Source organism: Kineococcus indalonis, from assembly GCF_009906395.1.
Lineage (GTDB): Bacteria > Actinomycetota > Actinomycetes > Actinomycetales > Kineococcaceae > Kineococcus > Kineococcus indalonis.
Genome location: NZ_JAAALM010000003.1, coordinates 1 through 23,536, shown reverse-complemented (window position 1 = coordinate 23,536; position 23,536 = coordinate 1). Strand labels below are relative to the sequence as shown.

General features: G+C 74.8%; 22 protein-coding genes. 19 read left to right on the top strand and 3 right to left on the bottom strand.

Annotated elements, in window-relative coordinates; genetic code table 11:
- Positions 1 to 113 precede the first annotated feature (113 nt).
- The 8 genes from pilM (at position 114) to aroB (ending at position 8,784) form a co-directional block, all read left to right on the top strand.
- Entirely contained in the window at positions 114 to 1,160 is a 1,047-nt protein-coding gene (pilM, locus tag GTR00_RS00475) for a type IV pilus assembly protein PilM (RefSeq protein WP_166609707.1), read from the top strand.
- Positions 1,157 to 1,816, top strand: a complete 660-nt coding sequence (locus GTR00_RS00470; RefSeq protein WP_166609706.1) for a PilN domain-containing protein — start codon at positions 1,157 to 1,159, stop codon at positions 1,814 to 1,816. Before pilM ends, GTR00_RS00470 begins: the two co-directional genes overlap by 4 nt.
- A 28-nt stretch (positions 1,817 to 1,844) precedes the next feature.
- Positions 1,845 to 2,513 (top strand): type 4a pilus biogenesis protein PilO, encoded by a 669-nt coding sequence (locus tag GTR00_RS00465; protein WP_166609705.1) that lies wholly within the window; start codon positions 1,845 to 1,847, stop codon positions 2,511 to 2,513.
- Positions 2,513 to 3,715 (top strand): hypothetical protein, encoded by a 1,203-nt coding sequence (locus GTR00_RS00460; protein ID WP_166609704.1) that lies wholly within the window; start codon positions 2,513 to 2,515, stop codon positions 3,713 to 3,715. The genes GTR00_RS00465 and GTR00_RS00460 overlap by 1 nt, the downstream gene beginning before the upstream one ends.
- Before the next feature lie 112 nt (positions 3,716 to 3,827).
- Positions 3,828 to 5,186, top strand: a complete 1,359-nt coding sequence (locus GTR00_RS00455) for a cell wall-binding repeat-containing protein (RefSeq protein WP_166609703.1) — start codon at positions 3,828 to 3,830, stop codon at positions 5,184 to 5,186.
- Positions 5,187 to 5,466: 280 nt separating this feature from the next.
- A complete protein-coding gene (locus GTR00_RS00450) occupies positions 5,467 to 7,044 on the top strand; it encodes a S8 family serine peptidase (protein WP_166609702.1) in 1,578 nt (525 codons plus the stop codon).
- Between the two features lie 112 nt (positions 7,045 to 7,156).
- On the top strand, positions 7,157 to 7,687 hold the full coding sequence (locus GTR00_RS00445) for a shikimate kinase (protein WP_166609701.1): 531 nt from the start codon (positions 7,157 to 7,159) through the stop codon (positions 7,685 to 7,687).
- Positions 7,684 to 8,784 carry a 3-dehydroquinate synthase gene (gene aroB / locus GTR00_RS00440; RefSeq protein ID WP_166609700.1) on the top strand — a complete coding sequence of 367 codons (1,101 nt, stop codon included), beginning with the start codon at positions 7,684 to 7,686 and terminating at the stop codon, positions 8,782 to 8,784. Before GTR00_RS00445 ends, aroB begins: the two co-directional genes overlap by 4 nt.
- Here aroB and GTR00_RS00435 read toward each other — a convergent pair.
- Together GTR00_RS00435 and GTR00_RS24650 are read right to left on the bottom strand one after the other, a co-directional pair.
- Positions 8,719 to 9,906 carry a glycosyltransferase 87 family protein gene (locus GTR00_RS00435; protein ID WP_166609699.1) on the bottom strand — a complete coding sequence of 396 codons (1,188 nt, stop codon included), beginning with the start codon at positions 9,904 to 9,906 and terminating at the stop codon, positions 8,719 to 8,721. The genes aroB and GTR00_RS00435 overlap by 66 nt on opposite strands.
- A gap of 49 nt (positions 9,907 to 9,955) precedes the next feature.
- On the bottom strand, positions 9,956 to 10,486 hold the full coding sequence (locus tag GTR00_RS24650) for a hypothetical protein (protein ID WP_166609698.1): 531 nt from the start codon (positions 10,484 to 10,486) through the stop codon (positions 9,956 to 9,958).
- A 237-nt stretch (positions 10,487 to 10,723) separates the two neighbouring features.
- On the opposite strand from GTR00_RS24650, the gene efp reads away from it, so the two are divergent.
- On the top strand, positions 10,724 to 11,284 hold the full coding sequence (gene efp, locus GTR00_RS00425) for an elongation factor P (RefSeq protein ID WP_166609697.1): 561 nt from the start codon (positions 10,724 to 10,726) through the stop codon (positions 11,282 to 11,284).
- A gap of 1 nt (position 11,285) precedes the next feature.
- Positions 11,286 to 11,696, top strand: coding sequence for a transcription antitermination factor NusB (gene nusB, locus GTR00_RS00420; protein ID WP_166609696.1), 411 nt, complete (start codon positions 11,286 to 11,288; stop codon positions 11,694 to 11,696).
- Positions 11,697 to 11,833: 137 nt separating this feature from the next.
- Here nusB and bldD read toward each other — a convergent pair whose 3' ends face one another.
- Positions 11,834 to 12,328, bottom strand: coding sequence for a transcriptional regulator BldD (gene bldD / locus GTR00_RS00415; RefSeq protein ID WP_166609695.1), 495 nt, complete (start codon positions 12,326 to 12,328; stop codon positions 11,834 to 11,836).
- Between the two features lie 265 nt (positions 12,329 to 12,593).
- Between bldD and pyrR the strand changes: the two genes are divergently transcribed.
- The 9 genes from pyrR to GTR00_RS24645 form a co-directional block, all read left to right on the top strand.
- Entirely contained in the window at positions 12,594 to 13,160 is a 567-nt protein-coding gene (gene pyrR / locus GTR00_RS00410) for a bifunctional pyr operon transcriptional regulator/uracil phosphoribosyltransferase PyrR (RefSeq protein WP_323132111.1), read from the top strand.
- Positions 13,160 to 14,152 (top strand): aspartate carbamoyltransferase catalytic subunit, encoded by a 993-nt coding sequence (locus tag GTR00_RS00405; RefSeq protein ID WP_166609694.1) that lies wholly within the window; start codon positions 13,160 to 13,162, stop codon positions 14,150 to 14,152. Before pyrR ends, GTR00_RS00405 begins: the two co-directional genes overlap by 1 nt.
- Entirely contained in the window at positions 14,149 to 15,465 is a 1,317-nt protein-coding gene (locus tag GTR00_RS00400; protein WP_166609693.1) for a dihydroorotase, read from the top strand. The genes GTR00_RS00405 and GTR00_RS00400 overlap by 4 nt, the downstream gene beginning before the upstream one ends.
- Positions 15,462 to 16,004, top strand: coding sequence for a PH-like domain-containing protein (locus tag GTR00_RS00395; RefSeq protein ID WP_166609692.1), 543 nt, complete (start codon positions 15,462 to 15,464; stop codon positions 16,002 to 16,004). The genes GTR00_RS00400 and GTR00_RS00395 overlap by 4 nt, the downstream gene beginning before the upstream one ends.
- Positions 16,001 to 17,233, top strand: a complete 1,233-nt coding sequence (carA, locus tag GTR00_RS00390) for a glutamine-hydrolyzing carbamoyl-phosphate synthase small subunit (protein ID WP_166609691.1) — start codon at positions 16,001 to 16,003, stop codon at positions 17,231 to 17,233. Before GTR00_RS00395 ends, carA begins: the two co-directional genes overlap by 4 nt.
- Positions 17,233 to 20,538, top strand: a complete 3,306-nt coding sequence (carB, locus tag GTR00_RS00385) for a carbamoyl-phosphate synthase large subunit (protein ID WP_166609690.1) — start codon at positions 17,233 to 17,235, stop codon at positions 20,536 to 20,538. Before carA ends, carB begins: the two co-directional genes overlap by 1 nt.
- Positions 20,535 to 21,404 (top strand): orotidine-5'-phosphate decarboxylase, encoded by an 870-nt coding sequence (pyrF, locus tag GTR00_RS00380; RefSeq protein WP_166609689.1) that lies wholly within the window; start codon positions 20,535 to 20,537, stop codon positions 21,402 to 21,404. Before carB ends, pyrF begins: the two co-directional genes overlap by 4 nt.
- Before the next feature lie 82 nt (positions 21,405 to 21,486).
- The gene (locus GTR00_RS00375) at positions 21,487 to 22,125 is read left to right on the top strand and encodes a cysteine hydrolase (protein ID WP_166609688.1); all 639 of its coding nucleotides are present in this window, start codon (positions 21,487 to 21,489) and stop codon (positions 22,123 to 22,125) included.
- Between the two features lie 70 nt (positions 22,126 to 22,195).
- A partial coding sequence (locus GTR00_RS24645; RefSeq protein ID WP_166609687.1) for an ABC transporter ATP-binding protein occupies positions 22,196 to 23,536 on the top strand: 1,341 nt, incomplete at its 3' end.

The following is a 23,536-nucleotide window of genomic DNA, read 5'->3' as shown; positions in this document are numbered from 1 at the left end:
CCGCCGGGCCTCAAGTCCTCCCGGTGGTGGCCCGATCACCACCGTGGGTCCTGCACGGGACCCGGAACCCACGGGTCTGCGCGCGGCGCGGCCACGCACACGGAGGAGGCGACGTGCCCGGACGCACCGCCGTCGGTCTCGACATCGGCACCTCGGGTGTCCGCGCCGCCGAGCTGTCCTGCGGCCGCGACGGCATCACGCTCGAGAAGTTCGGGCAGGTGGCCCTCCCCGAGGGCGCCGTGCGCGACGGTGAGGTCGACGACCGCGCCGCGGTCGTCGACGCGATCAAGACCCTCTGGAAGGGCAGCGGGTTCCGCGGCAAGCGCGTCGCCCTCGGCGTGGCGAACCAGCACGTGGTGGTCCGGCAGGTGGACCTGCCCTGGATGCCCAAGGCCGAGCTCACGCCCGCCCTGCCGCTCCTGGTGCAGGAGTACCTGCCGATGCCCGTCGAGGACGTCGTCATCGACTTCCACGTCACCGAGGAGCTCCGCGAGCACGGCAGCCGTCAGCTGCGCGGTCTGCTCGTGGCCGCCTCGCGCCAGATGGTCCTGTCGAACGTGGCGGCCGTGGAGAGCGCCGGACTGCGCGTCACCTCGGTCGACCTGACCTCGTTCGCCGTGCTGCGCAGCACCGGCAAGCAGCACGGCGACGTCGCCACCGAGGCCCTCCTGGACGTCGGCTCCCGCGTCTCCAACCTCGTCATCCACTCCGCCGGCGTGCCCCGGTTCGTGCGCATCCTGCTGATGGGCGGCCAGGACGTCACCGACGCGGTCGCCGAGCGCCTGGGCGTGCCCGCCGCCCTCGCGGAGGGGGTCAAGCGGGGCAGCGCCGGAGAGCTGAGCGAGCAGGAGGCCGAGCTGGCCCGGTCTGCCGTCGAGCTCATGCAGGAGGTCTTCGCCGACGAGGTGCGCAGCTCCCTCGACTACTACGGCGCCGCGAACCCCCGGTTCCCCGTGGAGCGCATCCTCGTCTCCGGTGGCGGCTCGCAGCTGCACGGCTTCGCCGAGAAGCTCGAGCAGGTGACCCGCAGGCCCGTGGCCGACGGCGACGTCCTGGCCGGGGTCCGCCTGGGGCGCACCGGCCTCGACGAGCAGCAGCTGGCCGCCATCCAACCGCTGGCGGCCGTGCCCGTCGGCCTGGCCCTCGGAGTGGTCTCATGAGCTTCCAGACCCTGGAAGCGGTCGCCACGCGCACCTCCGTCGCACGCGTGAACCTGCTGCCGGCCGAGGTCGGCAGCGCCCGCCGGGGGCGCCTGCTCCAGGCGGGCCTCGCGCTCGGGCTCGTCGGCGTGCTGGGCGTCTCGGCCGCCGCCTACGCCGTGACCGCCGGGCACGTCGGCACGGCGACCGAGGCGCTCGAAGCGGAGCAGCAGCGCACGCTGCAGCTGCAGCAGGCTCAGCGCCGCTACGTCGAGGTGCCGCGGGTGCTGGCCGAGCTGGAGACCGCCCGGCGCGTCCAGCAGGACGTCACGAGCGGTGACGTCCCCGCCTACGAGCTGCTGGACCAGCTGGCCGCGGGTGCCCCGCAGGACCTCTCGCTCACGAACGTCTCCCTCGACACCACGGCGGCCACGAGCACCGCGGCGTCGACCGGGACCCCCACCGACCCCCTGGCCGTCCAGGGCGTCGGCACCCTGGAGGTGACCGGGCAGACCAAGACCCAGGCCCAGGTGGCCGCCTGGATGGACCAGGTGGCCGGCATCGCCGGTCTGGCCGACCCCCGGCTGTCCACCTCCACGCTCGACCCCGTGCAGGGGGTCGTCACCTTCAACGCCACCGCCACCGTGACCGCCGACGCGCTGCTGTCGGCGCGCTGACCCGAGAGACGACAGGAGGCTCGACGAGATGACACGCTCCAGCAACACCGTGTGGATCGCCGGCACCGGCGTCCTCGCCGTGCTGGTCCTGGTGGCCACCTACTTCCTGCTGCTGGCGCCCAAGCGCGCCGAGGCGGCGGACATCGCCACCCAGACGGCCCAGGTGGCCCTCCAGAACGAGGCCATCGCCCAGAAGACCGAGCTGCTGGCGTCGCAGTTCGCCACCCTCGACCGGAGCAGGGCCGAGCTGGCCGCGATCCGCGCCACGCTGCCGGCCGAGGCGGACGTGCAGGGGCTGCTGCGCCAGGTCGAGGGGTACGCGAGCGCCGACGGCCTGGTCCTGACCTCCGTCGAGACGGGCACCCCCGCCCTGCACGGCGCCGACGCCACCGGCACCGCGGTCCCCGCGGCCGACGGCACGACCGTCGTGGACGTGCCGCTCACCGTCACCGTCGAGGGCTCCTTCGCCGCCAGCGAGCTGTTCGTCAAGCAGGTGCAGGCCGACATGGGCCGCTTCCTGCTGCTCAAGACCGTCGACCTCACCGCCGGCACCACCGCCGGTGACGCGGGCGTCACCACCAAGCTGACGGGCACGGTGTTCGTCGTGCGCGACAGCACCACCACTGACACCACCACTGACACCACCACCGCTGACACCACCGGCGCTGCCGCGTCGACGACCGGGAGCGAGGGCTGATGAACGGCAACCTCGGTGACGAGCCCCTCGACCTGCCCGAGCCGGACTACCCGCCCTTCGAGGAGGAACCCGCGGGGCGCAGCCACGTCCGAGCCCTCCTCGGCGGGGCGGCCGCCGTGGCGGTCCTGGCCGGCGGTGCCGCGGGCTTCCTGTGGCTGAGCACCAGCCCCTCCGCGGACGCCTCCGCGTTGAGCGTGCCCGGGGCGATCTCCACCCCGGGCGTCAGCACCTCCCCGGAGCGCTCCGTGAACTCGGCGTTCGGTGGCCGTGACATCTTCGCCTCCACCGTCGCCCCCACTGCTGACACCAGTGTGATCGCGCCGGTATCGACCGGTGGCGCGGTCGTCGCGGCAACGCCCGGCACCGGAACGCTCTCTGCGATCGTCTCCGCACCGGCGTCGTCCTCCCTCGTCGTCACCAGCGGTACGCCTGCGAACGGGTCCGCAGCGGGTGCTGGAGCGACGACCCCGTCTCCCCGCGCAACACCCTCTCCAACCGGCACGACGCCTTCCTCGCCCCGTCCGGCAGCCCCGACGCCCACGCCGACCCCATGGCGCTCGACCGCACCCGCGTGGCAGCAACCGGACATCGTCTACACGGGGAGCGATGCGACCGGAGTCGTGCACACCTTCCTCCTCGGTGACGAGTCGGTGAACGAGGGACGAGCGGTCACGCTCTCCACCGGGGACGTGCTCCCGGGAACGTCCACGAAGGTGGCTGACGGTGGTACGCGTTCGAAGGAACGCGTCATGACCGATGAGGAGAAAGCCGCTTGTCGCGCGAAGCTCGCGAAGCTGCCGGCGAGCGAAGCGGCGGTGCTGCGCGTCGCCACCGCTGACTGCACCGTCACGACTGAGGACACCCCCGTCGTCGTCTTCGTCCCGGTGCGTGGCGCGGACAGCGGCTGGATCGTCCCGAGCGGGACCCACTTGCCCGCTGCTGCGGTCGGTTCCGTCAGTGGCACCGTGCGCGTCCTCGCCGTGCGGCAGCTGACCGATCAGGTGGAGCTGCTGGTCCGGGTGGACCGCGACCGGGCCGTGTGGCTGTCCGAGGGCGAAGCCGTCCCCGGCACGCCGCTCACCGTCGGTGGTGTCGGGCTCGACGACATCGAGCGCGCGGACGTGGTGTGGTTCACCGGCGCCGAGAGCGTCCGGTACTACACCGTTCCGGGGGCGGGGGAGGACGCGGGTGTCGGTTTCTGAGCAGCAGGTGCCACACAGTCCACAGCACGTCCAGACCGCAGGGGGAACGATGTCCGTCTCGCGCCGGCGCCGACTGCGCCGAGCCCTCACCGTGCTCACCGCCGCTGGTGCGGTGAGCACGGTCCTCGCCGCCAGCGCGTCGGCGACCCCCCTGCGGTTCTCCGTCGCCTACGGCGCGGACCGCTACACGACCTCCGTGATGGCCGAGGGGGACCCCACCGGGACCGCGTTCATCGTCACGGGGGAGAAGTTCCCCGACGGCCTCACGGCCGGAGCCGTCGCGGGGATGCTCGGCGGCAACGTCTACCTCACCCCCAAGCGCCAGCTCACCCAGGAGGTGCGTGAGCGCGTCGTCTACGCCGAGCGCATCGTCGTGGTGGGCAGCGAGGGGGCCGTCGGCCTCGACGTCATGACCTGGCTGCAGCAGAACACGCGCGCGCAGCTCGAACGCGTGGAGGGGCTGGACCGCTACGACACCGCCGCGAAGCTGTCCGCCCGGTTCTACCAGCCCGGCGTGGAACGGGTCGTCGTGGCCACCGGGGAGGACTTCCCCGACGCCCTCGCCGGCTCGGCGGCGGCAGCTCACGCCGACTCACCCGTGCTGCTGGTGCGGCGCGACGCGCTGCCGACCGAGACCGCGGCCGAGCTGGCGCGACTGCGCCCGCAGGCGATCACGGTCGTGGGCGGTGAGGGCAAGGTCTCCGAGGCGGTGCGCCAGGAGCTCCAGCGCTTCACCGCCGCGCCGGTCGACCGGCTGCACGGTGCCGACCGGTACGAGACGGCCGTCGCGGTGAGCCGCTCGTTCTTCCCCAGCGCCGAGGACGTCACCGTGGTGAGCGGTGAGAAGTTCCCCGACGCCCTCCCGGCGGGTGCCTACGCCGGCCGGCTGGACGGCCCGCTGCTGCTCGCTCACGCCACCTGCGTCCCCGAGACCGTCAACCTGGAGATCGAGCGCGTCCAGTTGCCGTTCGAGCAGGCGCAGCCGGCGCTGCAGGCGTTCGGCGGACCTTCCACGGTGAGCGAAGCAGCCCTCAAGCGGACCAACTGCCAGCCGCCCGGATCGCCCCGCTGGACGTACCTGGAGGACCTCCCCGCACCGGTCGGCGGTGCCAAGTGGACCGTCTCGCACGCCACGATGGGTGGGCACTTCTACCCGCGTTCCGTGGCGTACGACACCGACCCGCGCAACTCCGAGTACCGCACCTGGAAGCTCGGGTCCGCCTTCTCCAGCTTCTCCATGGTCGCGGGCGTCGCGGACCTCAACACGACGGGGCTCACGTCCACCGTCGAGGTGTACGGCGACGAGAAGCTGCTCGCCTCCCGGCGGGTCTCGCCGGGACAGCCGGCGCGCTTCGACCTCGACGTCCGAGGGGTCGACAACCTCAAGATCGTGACGACCACGCCTGCGGGAGCAGTCCCGGGTACCGCCACGGACAACCACGTCCACCTCGGCGACGCAGCGGTCCGCTGACTCACGCCTCGAACAGGAGATCACCATGAGAATGCTTCCCCGCGCGGCGCGCAGACTGCTTCTGTCCGCTGGTGTTCCGGTCGTCACCCTGCCGCTCCTCGCCGCGGCGCCCGCCTCGGCCTCGAGCGGCCCCGTGATGGTCGACGTCGTCCGCAGCGTCGGCGGGTCGTTGCAGATCACCTCGGTGCCCGCACCGGGTGCTGCGGCGGCTGACGCCCTGGCGACCCGGCTCCAGTCGCAAGCGGGTGTCGTGGAGGCCGGTGTCGCCCAGGTGCTGCACGTGCACGCGACCGGGACGGATCCGCTGCTCTCGCAGGCCACCCACCTGGTCAAGATCAAGGCTCCGCAGGCGTGGCCGGTGTCCACGGGGCGTGGTGTCGTCGTGGCCGTCCTCGACCAGGGCGTCCAGCTCAACCACCCCGACCTGGTCGGCCGCGTGCTGCCGATGGTCGACTTCGCCCCGGCCAACTCGTCCAAGTCGTACGAGGAGACCCACGGAACCGCCGTGGCGAGCACGATCGCCGCTGCGCTCCGGAATGCCGAGGGCGCCGCGGGTGTGGCACCCGACGCCACGATCCTCCCCGTCCGCGTCTGCTCCGACCTGGGCTGCCCGTCGTCGGCCGTCGCGCAGGGCGTCCTGTACGCCGCCGACAACGGTGCCGACGTCATCAACTTGTCCCTGGGCAGCGACGAGGCGTCCGACGCGCTGAAGACCGCGATCGCGTACGCGGTGAGGAAGGGCGTCGTCGTCGTCGCCTCCGCGGGCAACTCCGGCGACCCGTGCACCGAGGGGGTCACCACGGCCTGCGGCAACCCGGTCAGCTACCCGGCCGCATTCGACGAGGTCATCTCGGTCTCCTCCGCCGACCTGGGCGGGGTGGACAGCTGGGCGACCCACAACGAGTTCGTGGACCTCAGCGCTCCCGGGGAGGGCGTCCTCGCCGCTGTGCCGTGGTCCCGGTACGAGCCCGTCACCGGCACCTCCTTCTCGGCCCCGCAGGTCTCCGGCGCCGTGGCCGACGTCCTGGCCGTGAGCCCGACGCTCAGCCCGGCCGCCGTCCGCACCGTCCTCCAGGAGTCGTCCACGAAGGTGGTCGGCTGGGGCGGGTACGGCGCCGGCCTGCTCGACGTGCGCGCTGCCGTCACGAGGGCAGCGGCGAGCGGTGTCGTCGACCGCCCGGACGATTCCGCGGTGTACACCCGCGCCGGGATCACGCGCACCGTCAAGGGGGAGATCCTCAAGCGCTACCGCGCCGCTGGGGCCGAGGCCGGTGAGCTGGGGTGGCCGCAGAGCGACGAGATCGGCTTCCCCGGGGGCGCGTCGTCGGTCTTCACCTGGGGTCACGTGGTCTGGACCCCGTGGACCGGGGCGCGGATCGTCAAGGGGGCGGTCCTGGACCGGTGGCTGACGATGGGTGGCGTCTTCTCGTACCTCGGCGCCCCCCGCGGTGAAGAGGTCCGCATCGGCCGCGGCGTCTTCCAGGAGTTCAACGGCGGCCTCGTCTACTGGACGCCGCAGACCGGTGCCCAGGCCGTGCGGGGCGAGATCCTGCGCGAGTACGGCTCCACCGGCTGGGAGAGGGGTCCTCTCGGCTTCCCCGTGACCTCCGAGGTCCACCTGCGGGGCGGTGCGTTCTCCGCCTTCGAGGGCGGTTCCGTCTACTGGAGCCCGCGCACCGGTGCTCACACCGTCCGTGGCGCTCTCCGCGACGCCTGGGCGTCCACCGGCTGGGAGGCCGGCTACCTCGGCTACCCCGTCAGCGACGAGTACGCCGTCCCCGGCGGCGTCCGGCAGGACTTCCAGGGCCGCTCGCTGCTGTTCACCTGGGCCACCGGCAGGGTCACCGAGGTCCGCTGACCCCGCCGACGAGCACCGCTGCCCGACGGGCCCGCACCCTCCGTGGGGTGCGGGCCCGTCGTCGTCCTAGGATCAGTGGGCCCGTCTAGAACCCACCCGCAGGAGCCCGCCCGTGATCGTCCTCGTCGGCTTCATGGGTGCCGGCAAGACGACGGTGGGCCGCCTGCTCGCCGGGCACCTGCACCTGCCGTTCACCGACACCGACGACGTCGTCGAGCAGCGCGCCGGCCGGGCGGTCCCAGAGGTCTTCCGCACCGACGGCGAGGAGGCCTTCCGGGACCTGGAGCAGGCGGCGGTCGTGGACGTACTGGCGGGCGGGGAGGCCGTGGTCTCCCTCGGCGGCGGCGCCTGCGGGCGCGCGGCGACCCGCCGGGCGCTGTCCGGGCACACCGTGGTGCACCTGCGGGTGAGCCTGGAGCAGACCCGCGCGCGCACCGGCGGCGACCCCAACCGGCCGGTGCTGCAGCGTCCCGACCTCGCCGACCTGCACGCCGCCCGTCAGCGCCTGTACGAGGAGGTCGCTACGGTCTGCGTGGTCACGGACGGGCGGACGGCCGAGGAGGTCGCCCGCGACGTCCTGGCCCAGATCGAGCCGGCCGCCAGCGGGCCGGGACGCGCCGCGCCAGACCCGGAGGACCGATGACCGAGCCCAGCCAGACCACCGCACCCGTCCGGATCACCGTGCCGGGCGAGGCCCCCTACGACGTCGTCGTCGGCCGGGGCCTGCTGGGGGAGCTGCGCGGGCTGCTGGGCGAGCGGGTCGCCAAGGTGCTCGTCGTGCACCCGCGCGCCCTGCGCAGCACCGGCGAGGCCGTGCGCGACGACCTGGTCTCCCAGGGCCTGGAGGCGGTGCTCGCGGAGGTCCCCGACGGCGAGGAGGCCAAGTCCGCCGAGGTCGCCGCCTTCTGCTGGACGGTCCTGGGGCAGTCGGACTTCACCCGCTCCGACGCCGTCGTCGGCGTCGGCGGGGGAGCGGTCACCGACCTCGCCGGGTTCGTCGCGGCCACCTGGCTGCGCGGCGTGCGCGTGGTGCACGTGCCCACCACGCTGCTGGCGATGGTGGACGCCGCCGTGGGGGGCAAGACGGGCATCAACACCGCCGAGGGCAAGAACCTCGTCGGCTCCTTCCACCCGCCCGCCGGGGTCCTGTGCGACCTCGACGCCCTGGACACCCTGCCGCCGCACGACCTGCGCGCCGGCCTGGCCGAGGTCGTCAAGTGCGGCTTCATCGCCGACCCGCGCATCCTCGAGCTCGTCGAGGCCGACGTGGCCGCGGCCACCGACCCGCGCTCGCCGGTGCTGGCGGAGCTCGTCGAGCGCGCGGTCCGCGTCAAGGCGCGCGTGGTGGGGGAGGACCTCAAGGAGTCGAACCTGCGGGAGATCCTCAACTACGGGCACACCTTCGCCCACGCCGTCGAGCACGTCGAGCGCTACCAGTGGCGCCACGGCGCCGCCGTGAGCGTCGGCCTCGTCTACGTCGCCGAGCTGGCCCGCATGGCGGGGCGCCTGTCCGACGCCGACGCCGACCGCCACCGCGAGGTGCTCAGCTCCCTGGGGCTGCCCGTCACCTACCGCGGGGACCGCTGGCCGCAGCTGCTGGACGCCATGAAGCGCGACAAGAAGTCCCGCGGGGCGCTGCTGCGCTTCGTCGTCCTGGACGGCATCGGCCGGCCCTCACGCCTGGAAGGGCCGGACCCGGCGATGCTGCAGGCCGCGTACGCGGAGATCAGCGCCGGCTGACCAGCGCGGCCGGGGGAGCAGCACCGAGGCGACCAGCACGACCAGGGGCGCAGCCTGCAGCACCGCCCCGAGCGTGTCGTCGTTGACGACCCCGTCCAGCTCGAGGGTCACCAGCACCACGAGCACGGTCCACCGCGGGAGGCTGCGGCGGCTGAGCAGGTCCGCCGCCAGGGCGGCGACGGCGAAGGTCGCCCAGTAGTAGCCCAGCGATTGCGGATCGGTCGCCAACCTGGCCGCCACGCAACCCAGCGGCAGCAGGCGCCACTGCCCGCGCAGCGCGAGCAGGACGCCCACGAGGACGACCACCGCGTACTGCACGGGCCGGGCGAAGGCGGGGAAGAGCTCGCCGCCGTAGCCGAGCTGCCCCAGGGGCGTGTCGGTGAAGACCGTGTTGGTGCTCGCGGCGATCGCGTGCAGCGTCTCCGGGGCCGCCACGAGGAAGGGCAGCCACGGAGCCGCCGTGACCGCCCCGGCCAGCCCGAGCGCCACCCAGCGGCGCCGGCCCGCGGCCGCGCACAGGGCCAGCGGGAGGAGCCCGACGGCCCACGGCTTGCCGCCGGCCGCGAGCCCGACGAGGACGGCGGTGGTCCAGGGGCGCCCCTCCAGCACCGCGCGCAGGGCGAGGCAGCCGAGGACGGCGATCAGCACGTCCTCGGGATGGACGTAGGTGATCGACAGCTCCTGCCACGCGACCACGGCCAGCGCGCCACCGACGAGCGTGGTCGCCCGGCGGTCACCGGGGAGCCCTGCAGCCCGTGCCGCACCCTCCAGGACGCGCAGGCACACCAGCAGGCACGCCGCGCTCAGCGTCAGCACCGCGATCGTCCCGGGGACCTCGGGCAGCAGCGCCAGCGGTGCGACCAGCAGGAGGGGCAGCGGCCCCACCTTGGTGGCGAAGTGGTCCGGGTAGAACCCCAAGGCCTCGCTGGAGGTCAGGACGCGGGCCGCCTCGCGGAAGTAGTGCCAGTCGCCGGGCAACCCGTCGCTGAGCAGGCGCGCAGTGATCGACACCGCGAGGAGCGCCGCCACGACGGCGTAGCGCCGGCGCAGCAGCGGTTCCAGCCACGGCACCGCCCCCGCAGCGCCCGGACGTCGCGGGTGCTCGCTGATCGGGTCGGCCACGGTGGTGGATCGTCGCCGCGGGGGCGGGGCTGAAGCGGCCCTCCCCCGTTCAGGCGCACGGCGTCGTCGAGGGTTTCCCGCCGGTCGAGGAGAGGTACCAGACGGCGCCGCGGCCCTGCGGGTCGCGCCCGCCGAGGCAGTACCGCGCGGGGTCCGCGAACAGCACCGCCACGTCGCTGTCGGGCGTGGCGACGCCCAGGGCGCCCGGGTCGGGGGTGTAGGTGCCGTGGCTGCTCCAGTACGCCTCCTGGGCGTGCGCCACGGTCCGCAGGTCCGCCTGGACGTCCGCGTCGGCGGCCGCCGCCCGCTGGGCCCGCAGGGCGGGGACGCCCACCGCGCCGACGAAGGCCACCGCGCACAGGGCGCAGGTGGCGGCGCCGAGGCCGATGAGGACCTTGCCCCACGCGGGCACCGGGGTGCGCCCGGGCAGAGCGGCACCGGGCAGAGCGGCACCGGGCAGACCTGCGCCGGGGGAGGCGCCGCCGCCCCGCACGGGGGTGGCGTAGAAGTCGGCGTTGGGGTCGGAGGACCCCGGGCGCGCGCTGAAGCGCGGGTCGCCGCCGGTGGGGAACGAGGCCATGGGGGTGCTGTCGGCACGCCCGGCGGGCGGCCCGAGCGGGGTCACCCGGGCGGGCGGCACCCGTCCGTGCGGGGGCCCCGTCGGGCGCCGGCGCCCAGCGTGCGCCGGGGCGGGCGGCGGTGCGCGACCCGCGCCGGCAGCCGGTGGGTGCCGCCCCTCGGTACGATGGCGCCACCACACCCGCGCCCGGTCCCGGTCCGCGGGACGCACGGACGACGAGACGGACTGAGAGACGACGTGGCAACCACGAACGACCTGAAGAACGGCACGGTGCTCAACCTCGACGGCAACCTGTGGTCGGTGGTCGAGTTCCAGCACGTGAAGCCCGGCAAGGGCGGGGCCTTCGTGCGGACGAAGCTGAAGAACGTCCTGTCCGGCAAGGTCGTCGACCGCACCTTCAACGCCGGCACCAAGGTCGACACCGCCACCGTGGACAAGCGGGACATGCAGTACCTGTACCGCGACGGCGAGGACTTCGTGTTCATGGACTCCTCGACCTACGACCAGATCACCATCCCCGCCGCCACGGTCGGCGACGCGGCGAACTGGATGCTGGAGAGCCAGGAGGCGATCGTCGCCACCCACGAGGGCACCCCGCTGTACGTGGAGCTGCCCGCCTCCGTGGTCCTGGAGATCACCTACACCGAGCCCGGCCTGCAGGGCGACCGCTCCACCGGCGGCACCAAGCCCGCCACCGTGGAGACCGGCGCGGAGATCCAGGTGCCGCTGTTCCTGGAGCAGGGCACCAAGGTGAAGGTCGACACCCGCACCGGGGACTACCTCGGCCGCGTGAGCTGACGTGGCCGCCCGCCACAAGGCGCGCCGCCGGGCGCTGGAGGTCCTCTTCGAGGCCGACCAGCGGGGCCTGGAGCCGCTGGCCGTGCTCAAGGACAAGATCCAGCGCGCGGACCCGCCGGTCGGGGAGTACGCCTCCACCCTCGTCGAGGGCGTCGTGGCCGAGCTGCCGCGCATCGACGAGGTGCTCTCGACCTACTCGATGGGCTGGACGGTGGACCGCATGCCCGCGGTGGACCGCGCGGTGCTGCGCATCGGCGTGTGGGAGGTCCTGCACGCCGACGACGTGCCCGACCACGTGGCCATCAGCGAGGCCGTGGAGCTGTGCCAGGAGCTGTCCACCGACGAGTCCCCGCGCTTCGTCAACGGCCTGCTGGCGCGCATCGCGGAGCTGAAGGAGACCCTCACCGCCTGAGCCGCCCGCCCGCGCCCCCGGCGCGGCGCGTGCGGCGCGCGCGGCACCACGCACGACGGCCCGGTCGCCCCGCGCGGGGCGACCGGGCCGCGGTGCGTCCGGTGGTGCTGTGCCTGCGTCGTGCCTGGCGTCCCGCCTCAGCCGTGCTCGACGGCCCGGCGGGCGTCGGGGTTGAGCACGCCCCAGGCGATGAACTCGTCGCACAGGGTCGTGGCCGGCACGTCGTAGATGACGGCCAGGGTGCGCAGGTCGTCGGCGCGGATGCTCAGCACCCGGCCGTTGTAGTCGCCGCGCTGGGACTGGATGGTCTTCGCGTAGCGGTCGAGGGGGCCGGCCTTCTCGGCGGGCACCTCCTGGAGGCGCTCCAGGTCGAGCACGAGCCGCGCCGGCGGCTCGGTGCTGCCCTGCGGGGCGCCTTCGGGGAGGAGGGCCGAGACCGGGACCCCGTAGAAGTCCGCGAGCTCTGCGAGCCGCTGGACGGTCACCGCACGGTCGCCGCGCTCGTAGGAGCCCACGACGACGGCCTTCCACCGTCCCTCGGACTTCTCTTCGACGCCGTGCAGGGACAGCCCCTGTTGGGTACGGATGGCGCGAAGGCGCGATCCGAGTGCGCGGGAGTAGTCCGATGCCATACGGAGAATCGTCACGGAGCGTGAAGAACTTCGTCAAGCTGACCCACCGTGAACGGCCGCTCTCCGTGGGATTTCCACTCTCTCGGCACCAGATGCGTTACTCCACGTGAGCGTTTGATCTCACAACGACAGTGATCACCGCTGGGGGCACCCCCCGCCGCCCGCCCGGGGCCCCCTGTAGGGTGGCGCTCACCGCGGCCCGCTCCCCGGGCCGCGTCGAAGACGTCCTTTAAGGATCCGTCCCGTGAGGCGGGGAAGGAGGTCGGTGGTGACTGCTGCCCGGCGCGTCCTGCTCGAAGGAGCCGACGTCCAGCGGGCGCTGACGCGCATCGCCCACGAGCTGCTCGAGGCCAACAAGGGTCCCGACGACCTGGTGCTGCTGGGCATCCCCACCCGGGGCGTGCCGCTGGCCCAGCGCCTGGCCGCGCGCATCGCCGAGGTCGAGGGCGCCCACGTGCCCGTCGGCTCCCTGGACGTGACCATGTACCGCGACGACCTGCGCCGGAACCCCACCCGCGGGCTGCTGCCCACCGAGCTGCCCGCCGGCGGCGTCGACGACAAGGTCGTCGTGCTCGTCGACGACGTGCTCTACTCCGGGCGCACCGTGCGCGCCGCCCTGGACGCCCTCTCCGACCTCGGCCGCCCCCGCGCCGTGCGCCTGGCCGTCCTCGTCGACCGCGGCCACCGCGAGCTGCCCATCCGCGCCGACCACGTGGGCAAGAACCTGCCCACCTCCTCCGCCGAGCGCGTCAGCGTCCTGCTGGCCGAGCGCGACGGGCGCGACGCCGTGGAGATCAGCACGCCCGCCCCGGCCGCCGGCGGTGAGCGCTGATGCGCCACCTGCTCTCGGCCGCCGACCTCGACCGCGACGGCGCCGTGCACGTGCTCGACGTGGCCGAGCAGATGGCCGCCACCCAGCGCCGCGAGATCAAGAAGCTGCCCACGCTGCGCGGGCGCACCGTGGTCAACCTCTTCTTCGAGGACTCCACCCGCACCCGCACCTCCTTCGAGGCCGCCGCCAAGCGGCTGTCCGCGGACGTCATCAACTTCTCCGCCAAGGGCTCCAGCGTCTCCAAGGGCGAGTCCCTGAAGGACACCGCCCTGACCCTGGAGGCCATGGGCGCCGACGCGGTCGTGGTGCGCCACTCCGCCTCCGGCGCCCCGCACCGCCTGGCCCACGCCGGCTGGTCGCGCAGCGCCGTCGTCAACGCCGGCGACGGCACCCACGAGCACCCCACCCAGGCCCTGCTGGACGCCTACACGATGCGCCGGCACCTGCGCGCGGCCGGCAGCGGGCACGCGCTGGGCCGCGACCTGCACGGCGTGCGCGTGGTGATCGTCGGCGACGTGCTGCACTCGCGCGTCGCCCGCTCCAACGTGCTGCTGCTGCACACCCTGGGCGCGCACGTCACCCTCGTGGCCCCGCCGACCCTGCTGCCCGTGGGCGTGGGCACCTGGCCGTGCGAGGTCTCCCACGACCTCGACGCCGCCCTGACCGGCGGCGCACCGGACGCGGTGATGACGCTGCGCGTGCAGGCCGAGCGGATGACCACCACCGGCGGCGGCTTCTTCCCCTCCGCGCGCGAGTACAGCCGCCGCTACGGCCTGGACCGCCGCCGCGCCGCCCTGCTGCCCGAGCACGCCATCGTCATGCACCCCGGGCCGATGAACCGCGGCCTGGAGATCTCCGCCGACGCCGCCGACAGCGCCCGCTCCACGATCGTGGAGCAGGTCGGCAACGGCGTGGCGGTGCGCATGGCGGTGCTGTACCTGCTGCTGGCCGGCGGGGAACCGGCCGCACCCACCCCCGGAGGCGACTCGTGAGCACCACCCTGGTCACCGGCGCGCGCGTGCTCGGCGGCGAGCCCGCCGACCTGCTGCTGCGCGACGGCCTGATCGCCGAGGTCGGCCCCGGCCTGGCCGCGCCGGAGGGCGCCGAGGTCGTGCGGGCCGAGGGCCTGGTCGCCCTGCCCGGCCTGGTCGACCTGCACACCCACCTGCGCGAACCGGGCCGCGAGGACGCCGAGACGGTCGAGTCCGGCTCGCGCGCGGCCGCCCTGGGCGGCTACACCGCCGTGTTCGCCATGGCCAACACCTTCCCCGTCGCCGACACCGCCGGCGTCGTGGAGCAGGTGCAGCGCCTGGGCGAGCAGGCCGGCTGGGTGCAGGTGCGCCCCGTGGGGGCGGTGACCACCGGCCTGGCCGGGCAGCAGCTCGCCGAGCTGGGCGCCATGGCCGACTCCGCCGCCGCGGTGCGCGTCTTCTCCGACGACGGCCACTGCGTCTCCGACGCGGTGCTGATGCGCCGGGCGCTGGAGTACGTGCGCGCCTTCGACGGCGTCATCGCCCAGCACGCCCAGGAGCCGCGCCTGACGGAGGGCGCGCAGATGAACGAGGGCGCCGTCTCCTCCGTGCTGGGCCTGCGCGGCTGGCCCAGCGTCGCCGAGGAGGCGGTCATCGCCCGCGACGTGCTGCTGGCCGACCACGTCGGCTCCCGCCTGCACGTGTGCCACCTGTCCACCGCCGGCTCGGTGGAGATCGTGCGCTGGGCCAAGGCGCGCGGTGTGCGGGTCACCGCCGAGGTCACCCCCCACCACCTGCTGCTCACCGACGAGCTCGTGCGCGGCTACGACCCCGTCTACAAGGTGAACCCGCCGCTGCGCACGCAGGCCGACGTGGAGGCGGTGCGCGAGGGCCTGGCCGACGGCACCATCGACGTCGTCGCCACCGACCACGCCCCGCACCCGGTGGAGGCCAAGGACTGCGAGTGGTCCGCCGCGGCCATGGGCATGACCGGGCTGGAGACCGCCCTGTCGGTCGTGCAGTCCACGATGGTGGACACCGGGCTGCTCACCTGGGCCGAGGTCGCCGACCGCATGTCCGCCGCGCCGGCGCGCATCGGCCGCCTCGCCGGCCAGGGCGCGCCGCTGGCCGCCGGCAGCCCCGCCAACCTCGTGCTGCTCGACCCCGCCGCGCGCTGGACGGTCGAGCCGGAGCGGATGGCCACCGCCGGGCGCAACTCGCCCTTCCGCGGCACCGAGCTGCCCGGCCGCGTCGTGGCCACCTTCTTCCGCGGCCGCGCCACCGTGCTCGAGGGGCGCCCGGTGCACGCCGGCGGGGAGGGGGAGCGGCCGTGAGGTTCGTCTGGACGATCGTCCTGCTCGTCGCGCTGCTGCTGCTGTGGCGGATGATGTTCTCCGGCTACCGCGGGCGCGCGCTGCGGCAGAAGATGCTGCCGCGCCCGATCGGCTCCAGGGACTGGCAGGGCATGCGCGACGCCTTCGAGGGCGTGTACGTGTCCACCACGGACGCGGAGAACTCCCTGGACCGCATCGCCGCCCACGGCCTGGGCACCCGCAGCGCCGTCGCCGTCGGCTTCGTCGAGGAGGGCGTGGGCTTCCTGCGCCAGGGCGCGCGCTCCTTCGTGGTGCCCACCGCCGACGTGGTGGGCGTCGGGCACGGGCCCGGCATGGTCGGCAAGTGGGTCGGGCGCGGCGACGGCCTGGTGGTGCTGCGCTGGCGGCTGGGGGACCGCGTGGTCGACACCGGCGTCAAGCCGCGCCGCGCCGCCGAGGGGGCGCGGTTCGCCGAGCAGGTGGAGGAACTGGTGCGCAGGCACCGCGAGGACCGCAACGAGCGCCGCAGGCGCGAGGACGAGGACGGAGGTGCCCGGTGAGCGAGGCGACGACCCAGGGCCGCGGGGGCCGCGGGCCGGCGGTGCTGGTGCTGGAGGACGGCCGCACCTTCCGCGGCCGCGCGTACGGCCGCGTCGGCGAGACCGTCGGGGAGGCGGTGTTCTCCACCGGCATGACCGGCTACCAGGAGACCCTCACCGACCCCAGCTACCACCGCCAGGTCGTGGTCATGACGGCCCCGCACGTGGGCAACACCGGCTACAACGACGAGGACGCCGAGTCCGGGCGCATCTGGGTCGCCGGCTACGTCGTGCGCGACCCCGCCCGGGTGCCCTCCAGCTGGCGCTCGCGGCGCTCGCTGGAGGAGGAGCTGGACGCCCAGGGCGTCGTGGGCGTCTCCGGCGTGGACACCCGCGCCCTGACCCGGCACCTGCGCGAGCGCGGCGCCATGAAGGTCGGCGTCTTCTCCGGCGAGGCCGCCCAGCGCCCCGCCGAGCAGCTGCTGGAGGCGGTGCGCACCGCGCCGGGCATGGTCGGCACCGACCTGGCCTCCCTGGTGAGCACCCCCGAGCCCTACGTCGTGCCGGCCGCCGGCGAGCGCCGCTTCACCGTGGCCGCGGTGGACCTGGGCATCAAGTCCATGACGCCGCAGCGCCTGGCCGAGCGCGGCGTGGAGGTCGCCGTGCTGCCCTCCACCGCCACGCTGGAGCAGGTGCTCACCTCCGGCCCCGACGGCACCGCCCCCGACGGGGTGTTCTTCTCCAACGGCCCCGGCGACCCCGCCGCCGCCACCCACGAGATCGAGGTCCTGCAGGGCGTGCTGGAGCGGCGCATCCCCTTCTTCGGGATCTGCTACGGCAACCAGCTGCTCGGCCGCGCGCTGGGCTTCGGCACCTACAAGCTCAAGTACGGCCACCGCGGCATCAACCAGCCCGTCATGGACCTGGCCACCCGCAAGGTCGAGGTCACCGCCCACAACCACGGCTTCGCCGTGGAGGGCAGGGCGGGGGAGGTGCGCCAGACCCCGTACGGGCGCGCCGAGGTCAGCCACGTCGGCCTCAACGACGGCGTCGTGGAGGGCCTGCGCTGCCTGGACGCCCCGGCGTTCAGCGTGCAGTACCACCCGGAGGCGGCGGCCGGCCCGCACGACGCCTCCTACCTGTTCGACCGCTTCCTCGCCCTCATGGGGGGCACGCCCGCCGCGCAGCTCGTCGACGACACCGGCGTGGCGGACACCACCGAGAACGACCCGACCGAGAAGGACGCCTGATGCCCCGCCGCACCGACATCTCCTCGGTCCTCGTCATCGGCTCCGGGCCGATCGTCATCGGCCAGGCCGCGGAGTTCGACTACTCCGGCACCCAGGCGTGCCGGGTGCTCAAGGCCGAGGGCCTGCGCGTGGTCCTCGTCAACTCCAACCCGGCCACGATCATGACGGACCCGGAGATGGCCGACGCCACCTACGTCGAGCCCATCACCCCCGCCACCGTCGAGGCGATCATCGCCCGCGAGAAGCCCGACGCGCTGCTGGCCACCCTGGGCGGGCAGACCGCCCTGAACACCGCGATCGCGCTGTACGAGAGCGGCGTCCTGGAGGAGCACGGCGTCGAGCTCATCGGCGCCGACGTCGACGCCATCAAGCTCGGCGAGGACCGGCTGCTGTTCAAGGGCGTCGTGGAGCGCTGCGGCGCGGAGTCCGCCCGCAGCCACCTGTGCCACTCCATGGACGAGGTCCTGGCCGCCGCCGGCGACCTCGGCTACCCGGTGGTGGTGCGCCCCAGCTTCACCATGGGCGGCCTGGGCTCCGGCTTCGCCTACGACGAGGCCGACCTGCGCCGCATCGCCGGGCAGGGCCTGCACCACTCCCCGGTCACCGAGGTCCTCCTGGAGGAGTCGATCCTGGGCTGGAAGGAGTACGAGCTGGAGCTGATGCGCGACCGCGCCGACAACGTCGTGGTCGTCTGCTCCATCGAGAACTTCGACCCGATGGGCGTGCACACCGGCGACTCCATCACCGTCGCCCCCGCGATGACCCTCACCGACCGCGAGTACCAGCGGATGCGCGACATCGGCATCGCCGTCATCCGCGAGGTCGGCGTCGACACCGGCGGCTGCAACATCCAGTTCGCCGTCAACCCCGCCGACGGGCGCATCATCGTCATCGAGATGAACCCGCGCGTGTCGCGCTCCTCGGCGCTGGCGTCCAAGGCGACCGGGTTCCCCATCGCCAAGATCGCCGCGCGCCTGGCCGTGGGCTACACCCTCGACGAGATCCCCAACGACATCACCCGCTCCACCCCGGCCAGCTTCGAGCCGACCCTGGACTACGTCGTCGTCAAGGTGCCGCGGTTCGCTTTCGAGAAGTTCCCCGCCGCGGACCCCACGCTGACCACGACGATGAAGAGCGTCGGGGAGGCCATGGCCCTGGGCCGCAACTTCACCGAGGCCCTGCAGAAGGCGCTGCGCAGCACCGAGAAGCGCGGCGCCCCGTTCTCCTGGGCCGGCGACCCCGGCGACCTGCGCGACCTGCTGCACCGGGTGCGCCAGCCCACCGACGAGCGCATCGGGCTGGTCATGCAGGCGATCCGCGCCGGCGCCACCGCCGAGGAGCTGTTCGAGTCCACCCGCATCGACCCGTGGTTCCTGGACCAGCTCTTCCTCATCGACGAGGTCGCCGTGGAGGTCCGCGAGGCCGACGAGCTGACCGCCGACCTGCTGCGCCACGCCAAGCGCCACGGCTTCTCCGACGCCCAGATCGGCGAGCTGCGGCACATGGACGAGGCCGTCGTGCGCGGCGTGCGCCACGCGCTGGGCGTGCGGCCGGTCTACAAGACCGTCGACACCTGCGCGGCGGAGTTCGCCGCCTCCACGCCGTACCACTACTCCAGCTACGACGAGGAGGACGAGACGCGCCCGCGCGAGCGGCCCGCCATCGTCATCCTCGGCTCCGGGCCCAACCGCATCGGCCAGGGCGTGGAGTTCGACTACTCCTGCGTGCACGCCAGCTTCGCGCTGCGCGAGGCGGGTTTCGAGACCGTCATGGTCAACTGCAACCCCGAGACCGTCTCCACGGACTACGACACCTCCGACCGGCTGTACTTCGAGCCGCTGACGCTGGAGGACGTCCTGGAGGTCGTGCACGCCGAGACGCGCTGCGGCCCCGTCGCCGGCGTCGTCGTGCAGCTCGGCGGGCAGACCCCGCTGGGCCTGGCGGCCAAGCTGGAGGAGGCCGGCGTGCCGATCATCGGCACCTCCCCGGCCGCCATCGACCTCGCCGAGGAGCGCGGCGCGTTCGGCCGCGTGCTGCACGAGGCCGGCCTGGTGGCCCCCAAGCACGGCACCGCATCCTCCTTCCCCGAGGCCAGGGCCATCGCCGAGGGCATCGGCTACCCGGTCCTGGTGCGCCCCAGCTACGTGCTGGGCGGGCGCGGCATGCAGATCGTCTACGACGAGGGCTCCCTCGAGGAGTACATGGCCACCGCCACCGAGGTCTCCCCGGAGCGCCCGGTGCTCGTGGACCGCTTCCTCGACGACGCCATCGAGATCGACGTCGACGCCCTCTTCGACGGCGAGGAGATGTACCTCGGCGGGATCATGGAGCACATCGAGGAGGCCGGCATCCACTCCGGCGACTCCGCGTGCGTCATCCCCCCCGCCACGCTGGGCCGCGCCGAGCTGGAGCGGGTGCGCCGCAGCACCGAGGCCATCGCCCGCGGCGTGGGGGTGCGCGGCCTGCTCAACGTGCAGTTCGCCCTGGCCGCCGGGGTGCTGTACGTGCTGGAGGCCAACCCGCGCGCCTCGCGCACCGTGCCGTTCGTCTCCAAGGCCACCGGGGTGCCGCTGGCCAAGGCCGCCGCGCGCCTCATGGCCGGCACCCCCATCCGCGAGCTGCGCGCCGAGGGCCTGCTGCCCGCGCGCGGCGACGGCGGGGTCCTGCCGCCCTCCTCGCCGGTGTCGGTGAAGGAGGCCGTGCTGCCCTTCGCGCGCTTCCGCACCGCCGACGGGCAGGTCGTGGACTCCCTGCTGGGCCCGGAGATGCGCTCCACCGGCGAGGTCATGGGCATCGACGCGGACTTCCCCACCGCGTTCGGCAAGTCCCAGACCGCCGCCTACGGCGGGCTGCCCACCACCGGCACCGTGTTCATCTCGGTGGCCGACCGCGACAAGCGCGCGATGATCTTCCCCGTCAAGCACCTGGCCGACCTCGGCTTCACGCTGCTGGCCACCGAGGGCACCGCGGACGTGCTGCGCCGCAACGGCATCTCCTCCACCGTGGTGCGCAAGCACTCCGAGGGCACCGGCGAGGGCGGGGAGCCCACGATCGTGGAGCGCATCGGCGCCGGGCAGGTCGCCATGGTCGTCAACACCCCCTCCGGCGACCAGGCCCGCGCCGACGGCTACGAGATCCGCGCCGCCTCCACCGCGGTCGGCGCGCCGATCATCACCACGGTGCAGGAGCTGTCCGCGGCGGTGCAGGCCATCGAGGCGGTGCGCGCCGGCGGCGGCACCAGCGTCGCCCCGCTGCAGGAGCACGCCGCGGCGCTGGCCGCCGCCTGGGAGGGGTTCCACGCGTGAGCGCGCCCGGGGTCGCGGCCGGGCGGCGCTTCGGCGCCCGCCTGGCCGCGGCCGTGGCCGAGCACGGCCCGCTGTGCGCCGGCATCGACCCCCACGCCGCGCTGCTGGCGGCGTGGGACCTGCCCGACGACGCCGCCGGCGTGGAGCGCTTCGGGCGCACCGTCGTCGAGGCGCTCGCGGGGTCGGTGGCCGCCCTGAAGCCGCAGGCGGCCTTCTTCGAGCGGCACGGCTCGCGCGGCGTGGCCGCCCTGGAGCGGGTGCTCGCCGACGCCCGCGAGGCCGGGGTGCTCACCGTGGTGGACGCCAAGCGCGGCGACATCGGCTCCACGATGGCCGCCTACGCCGACGCCTTCGCCGGGGACTCCCCGCTGGCCGGGGACGCCGTCACCGCCTCCCCGTACCTGGGCTTCGGCTCCCTGCAGCCGCTGCTCGACGTGGCCGCCGAGCACGGCCGCGGCGTGTTCGTCCTGGCGCTGACGTCCAACCCCGAGGGGCCCGGCGTGCAGCACGCCACCGGCCCCGACGGGCGCTCGGTGGCGCGCGCGGTGGCCGAGGCCGCCGCCGCCGAGAACGCCGGCGTGCCGCCGATGGGCGACGTCGGCCTCGTCGTCGGCGCCACCGTGGGCACCGCCGTGCGCGACCTGGGCATCGACCTCGCCGCCGTCAACGGCCCGCTGCTGGCCCCGGGGGTGGGTGCGCAGGGCGCCACCGCCGAGGACCTGCGCACCGTCTTCGGCGAGGCGCGCCGGTACGTGCTGGCCGCCAGCTCCCGCGAGGTGCTGGCCGCCGGGCCGGACCCGGCGGCGCTGCGCTCGGCCGCCCGCCGCGGCGCGGACGCGGTGCGCGCGGCCCTCGCGCAGGGCTGAGCGCCCGGCCCCGCGACCCGCCGCACCGACGGCCCCCCGCGGGGGCCTGGTCACCGGCGCGCCCGGGTGCCACAGTCGCAGCGTGCAGCAGGCCCACGGCGTCGAGGTCCCCGAGACCGTCGCGGAGATGTGCCGCCCGGCGGTGAGCGCGGTGCTGGTGTACGACGCGCAGCAGGGGATCCTCGCGCACGTGCACGACCGCGAGGGGGTGCTGCGGCGCACCGCCCGGGTGCTCGACGCCGCCCGCGCCGCCGGCGTGCCCGTCGTCTACGCGCGCCACGTCTCGCTGCCGCCCTCGCACCTGGGGGTGGCGGGGCTGCGCACCGCGATGGCGTGGCAGCGCGTGCAGCGCGCCGACGCCGTGCGGGCCGCCTTCCCGCCCGACGCGCCGCAGACGCGGATCGTGGAGGAGGTGGCCCCGCGGCCCGGTGAACCCGTCCTCGACAAGCTCGGCATGTCGGCGCTGGTGGGCACGCCGCTGGAGCTGCTGCTGCGCGACCGCCGGGTCACCACCCTGGTCCTGGTCGGCGCCGTGCTGGAGATCGGCATCGAGCCCACCGCCCGGCACGCGGCCGACCTGGGGTTCCTGCCGGTCGTCGTCGACGACGCGTGCGGCGTGGTGCAGGAGCAGGCCGCGGCGCGGGCGCGGGCCGCCCTGGACCACACCTTCGCCTGCTACCGGGCCGGCGCCGAGGAGGTCGCGGCCGCCTTCGCGCGCTGAGCCGCGCCCGGCGGACCCCGCGGCGGAACCCGCGGCGGGCCCGGCGGCGCCCCGGCTAGGGTCGACCGGCGTGACCCCCTCGCGCCGGCTGCTGGCCGACGTCCTGCGCCGCCGCCGGCGCCCCGCCCTCGTCGGCTGCGCCGCCTCCACCGTGCACCAGGTCTGCGAGGCGCTGGTGCCGGTGGCCGTCGGCCTCGTCGTCGCGCGCGCCGTGTCCACCGGCAGCACCGCGGCGATCGCGTGGTCGGTCGCCGGGGTGCTGGCGCTGTTCGCGCTGCTCACCTCCGCCGGCGCCTTCGCGTTCGTCACCCTCGACGGCGCGCAGTTCCGCGAGGCGCACCTCCTGCGCGTGGAGGTGCTGCGCGCCGTGCTGCACCGCCCGCCGGTGGCCCCCGCCCTGCGCGACGGCGACGTGCTCAGCGTGGCGACCTCCGACACCCGGCACACCGCCGAGGTCCTGGCGATGCTCGGGTACCTGGTCTCCGCCAGCGTGGGCACCACCGTCTCCGCGGTCGTGCTGCTGCGCGTGGACGTCGTGCTCGGCCTCGGGCTGCTGGTGGCGGTGCCGCTGCTGGTGCTGGGCCTGCAGCGCCTGGCCCCGCGCCTGGAGCGGCGGGTGCGCACCCGCCAGGAGGCCGCCGGCCTGGCCTCGGCCACCGCCGCGGACCTGCTGGCCGGGCTGCGCCCGCTGCGCGGCTTCGGCGGGGTGCCCGAGGCGGTGCGCCGCTACCGCACCGCCAGCCGCACCTCCCGCGGGGCGGCCCTCGGCGCCGCCGGCGCCACCGCCGCCGTCGTCGGCGCCAGCACCCTGGCCACCGGCCTGCTGCTGCTGGGCACCGCCGCCGCCGCGACCGCCCTGGCGGTGCGCGGGCGCATCGGCGTCGGCGAGCTCGTCACCGTCGTCGGCGCCGCGGCCTTCCTGGAGGACCCGGTGCGCACCATCACCCGGTGCGTGCAGGGCCTGGCCGTCGCCCGCGCCAGCGCCGGGCGCGTGGCCGCCCTCCTGCCGGCCGGGCCCACCGCCGGGCCCACCGCCGGGTCCACCGCCGGGTCCACCGCCGGGCTCACCGCCGGGCCCACCGGGGCCGTGCCCGCCCCCGCGCCCGAGGGCGGCGCCGCGCCGCTGGTCCTGCGGGGCGTCAGCGCCGGCCCGCTGCGCGGGCTGGACCTGAGCGCCGCGCCGGGGGAGATGCTCGGGGTGGTCACCACCGACGTCGCCGTCGCCGACGCCCTCGTCGGCGTGCTCGCCGGGCAGCGCGCCCCGGAGGGCGGCACCGTGCGCCTGGGCGCGCTGGACCCCGCCCGCGACCCCGCCGCCGCCACCGGCGCCCTGCTCGTCGAGCCGCACACCGTGCACCTGCTCGGCGCCACCCTGCGCGAGGCGCTGAGCACCGGCGGCGACGCCGACGCG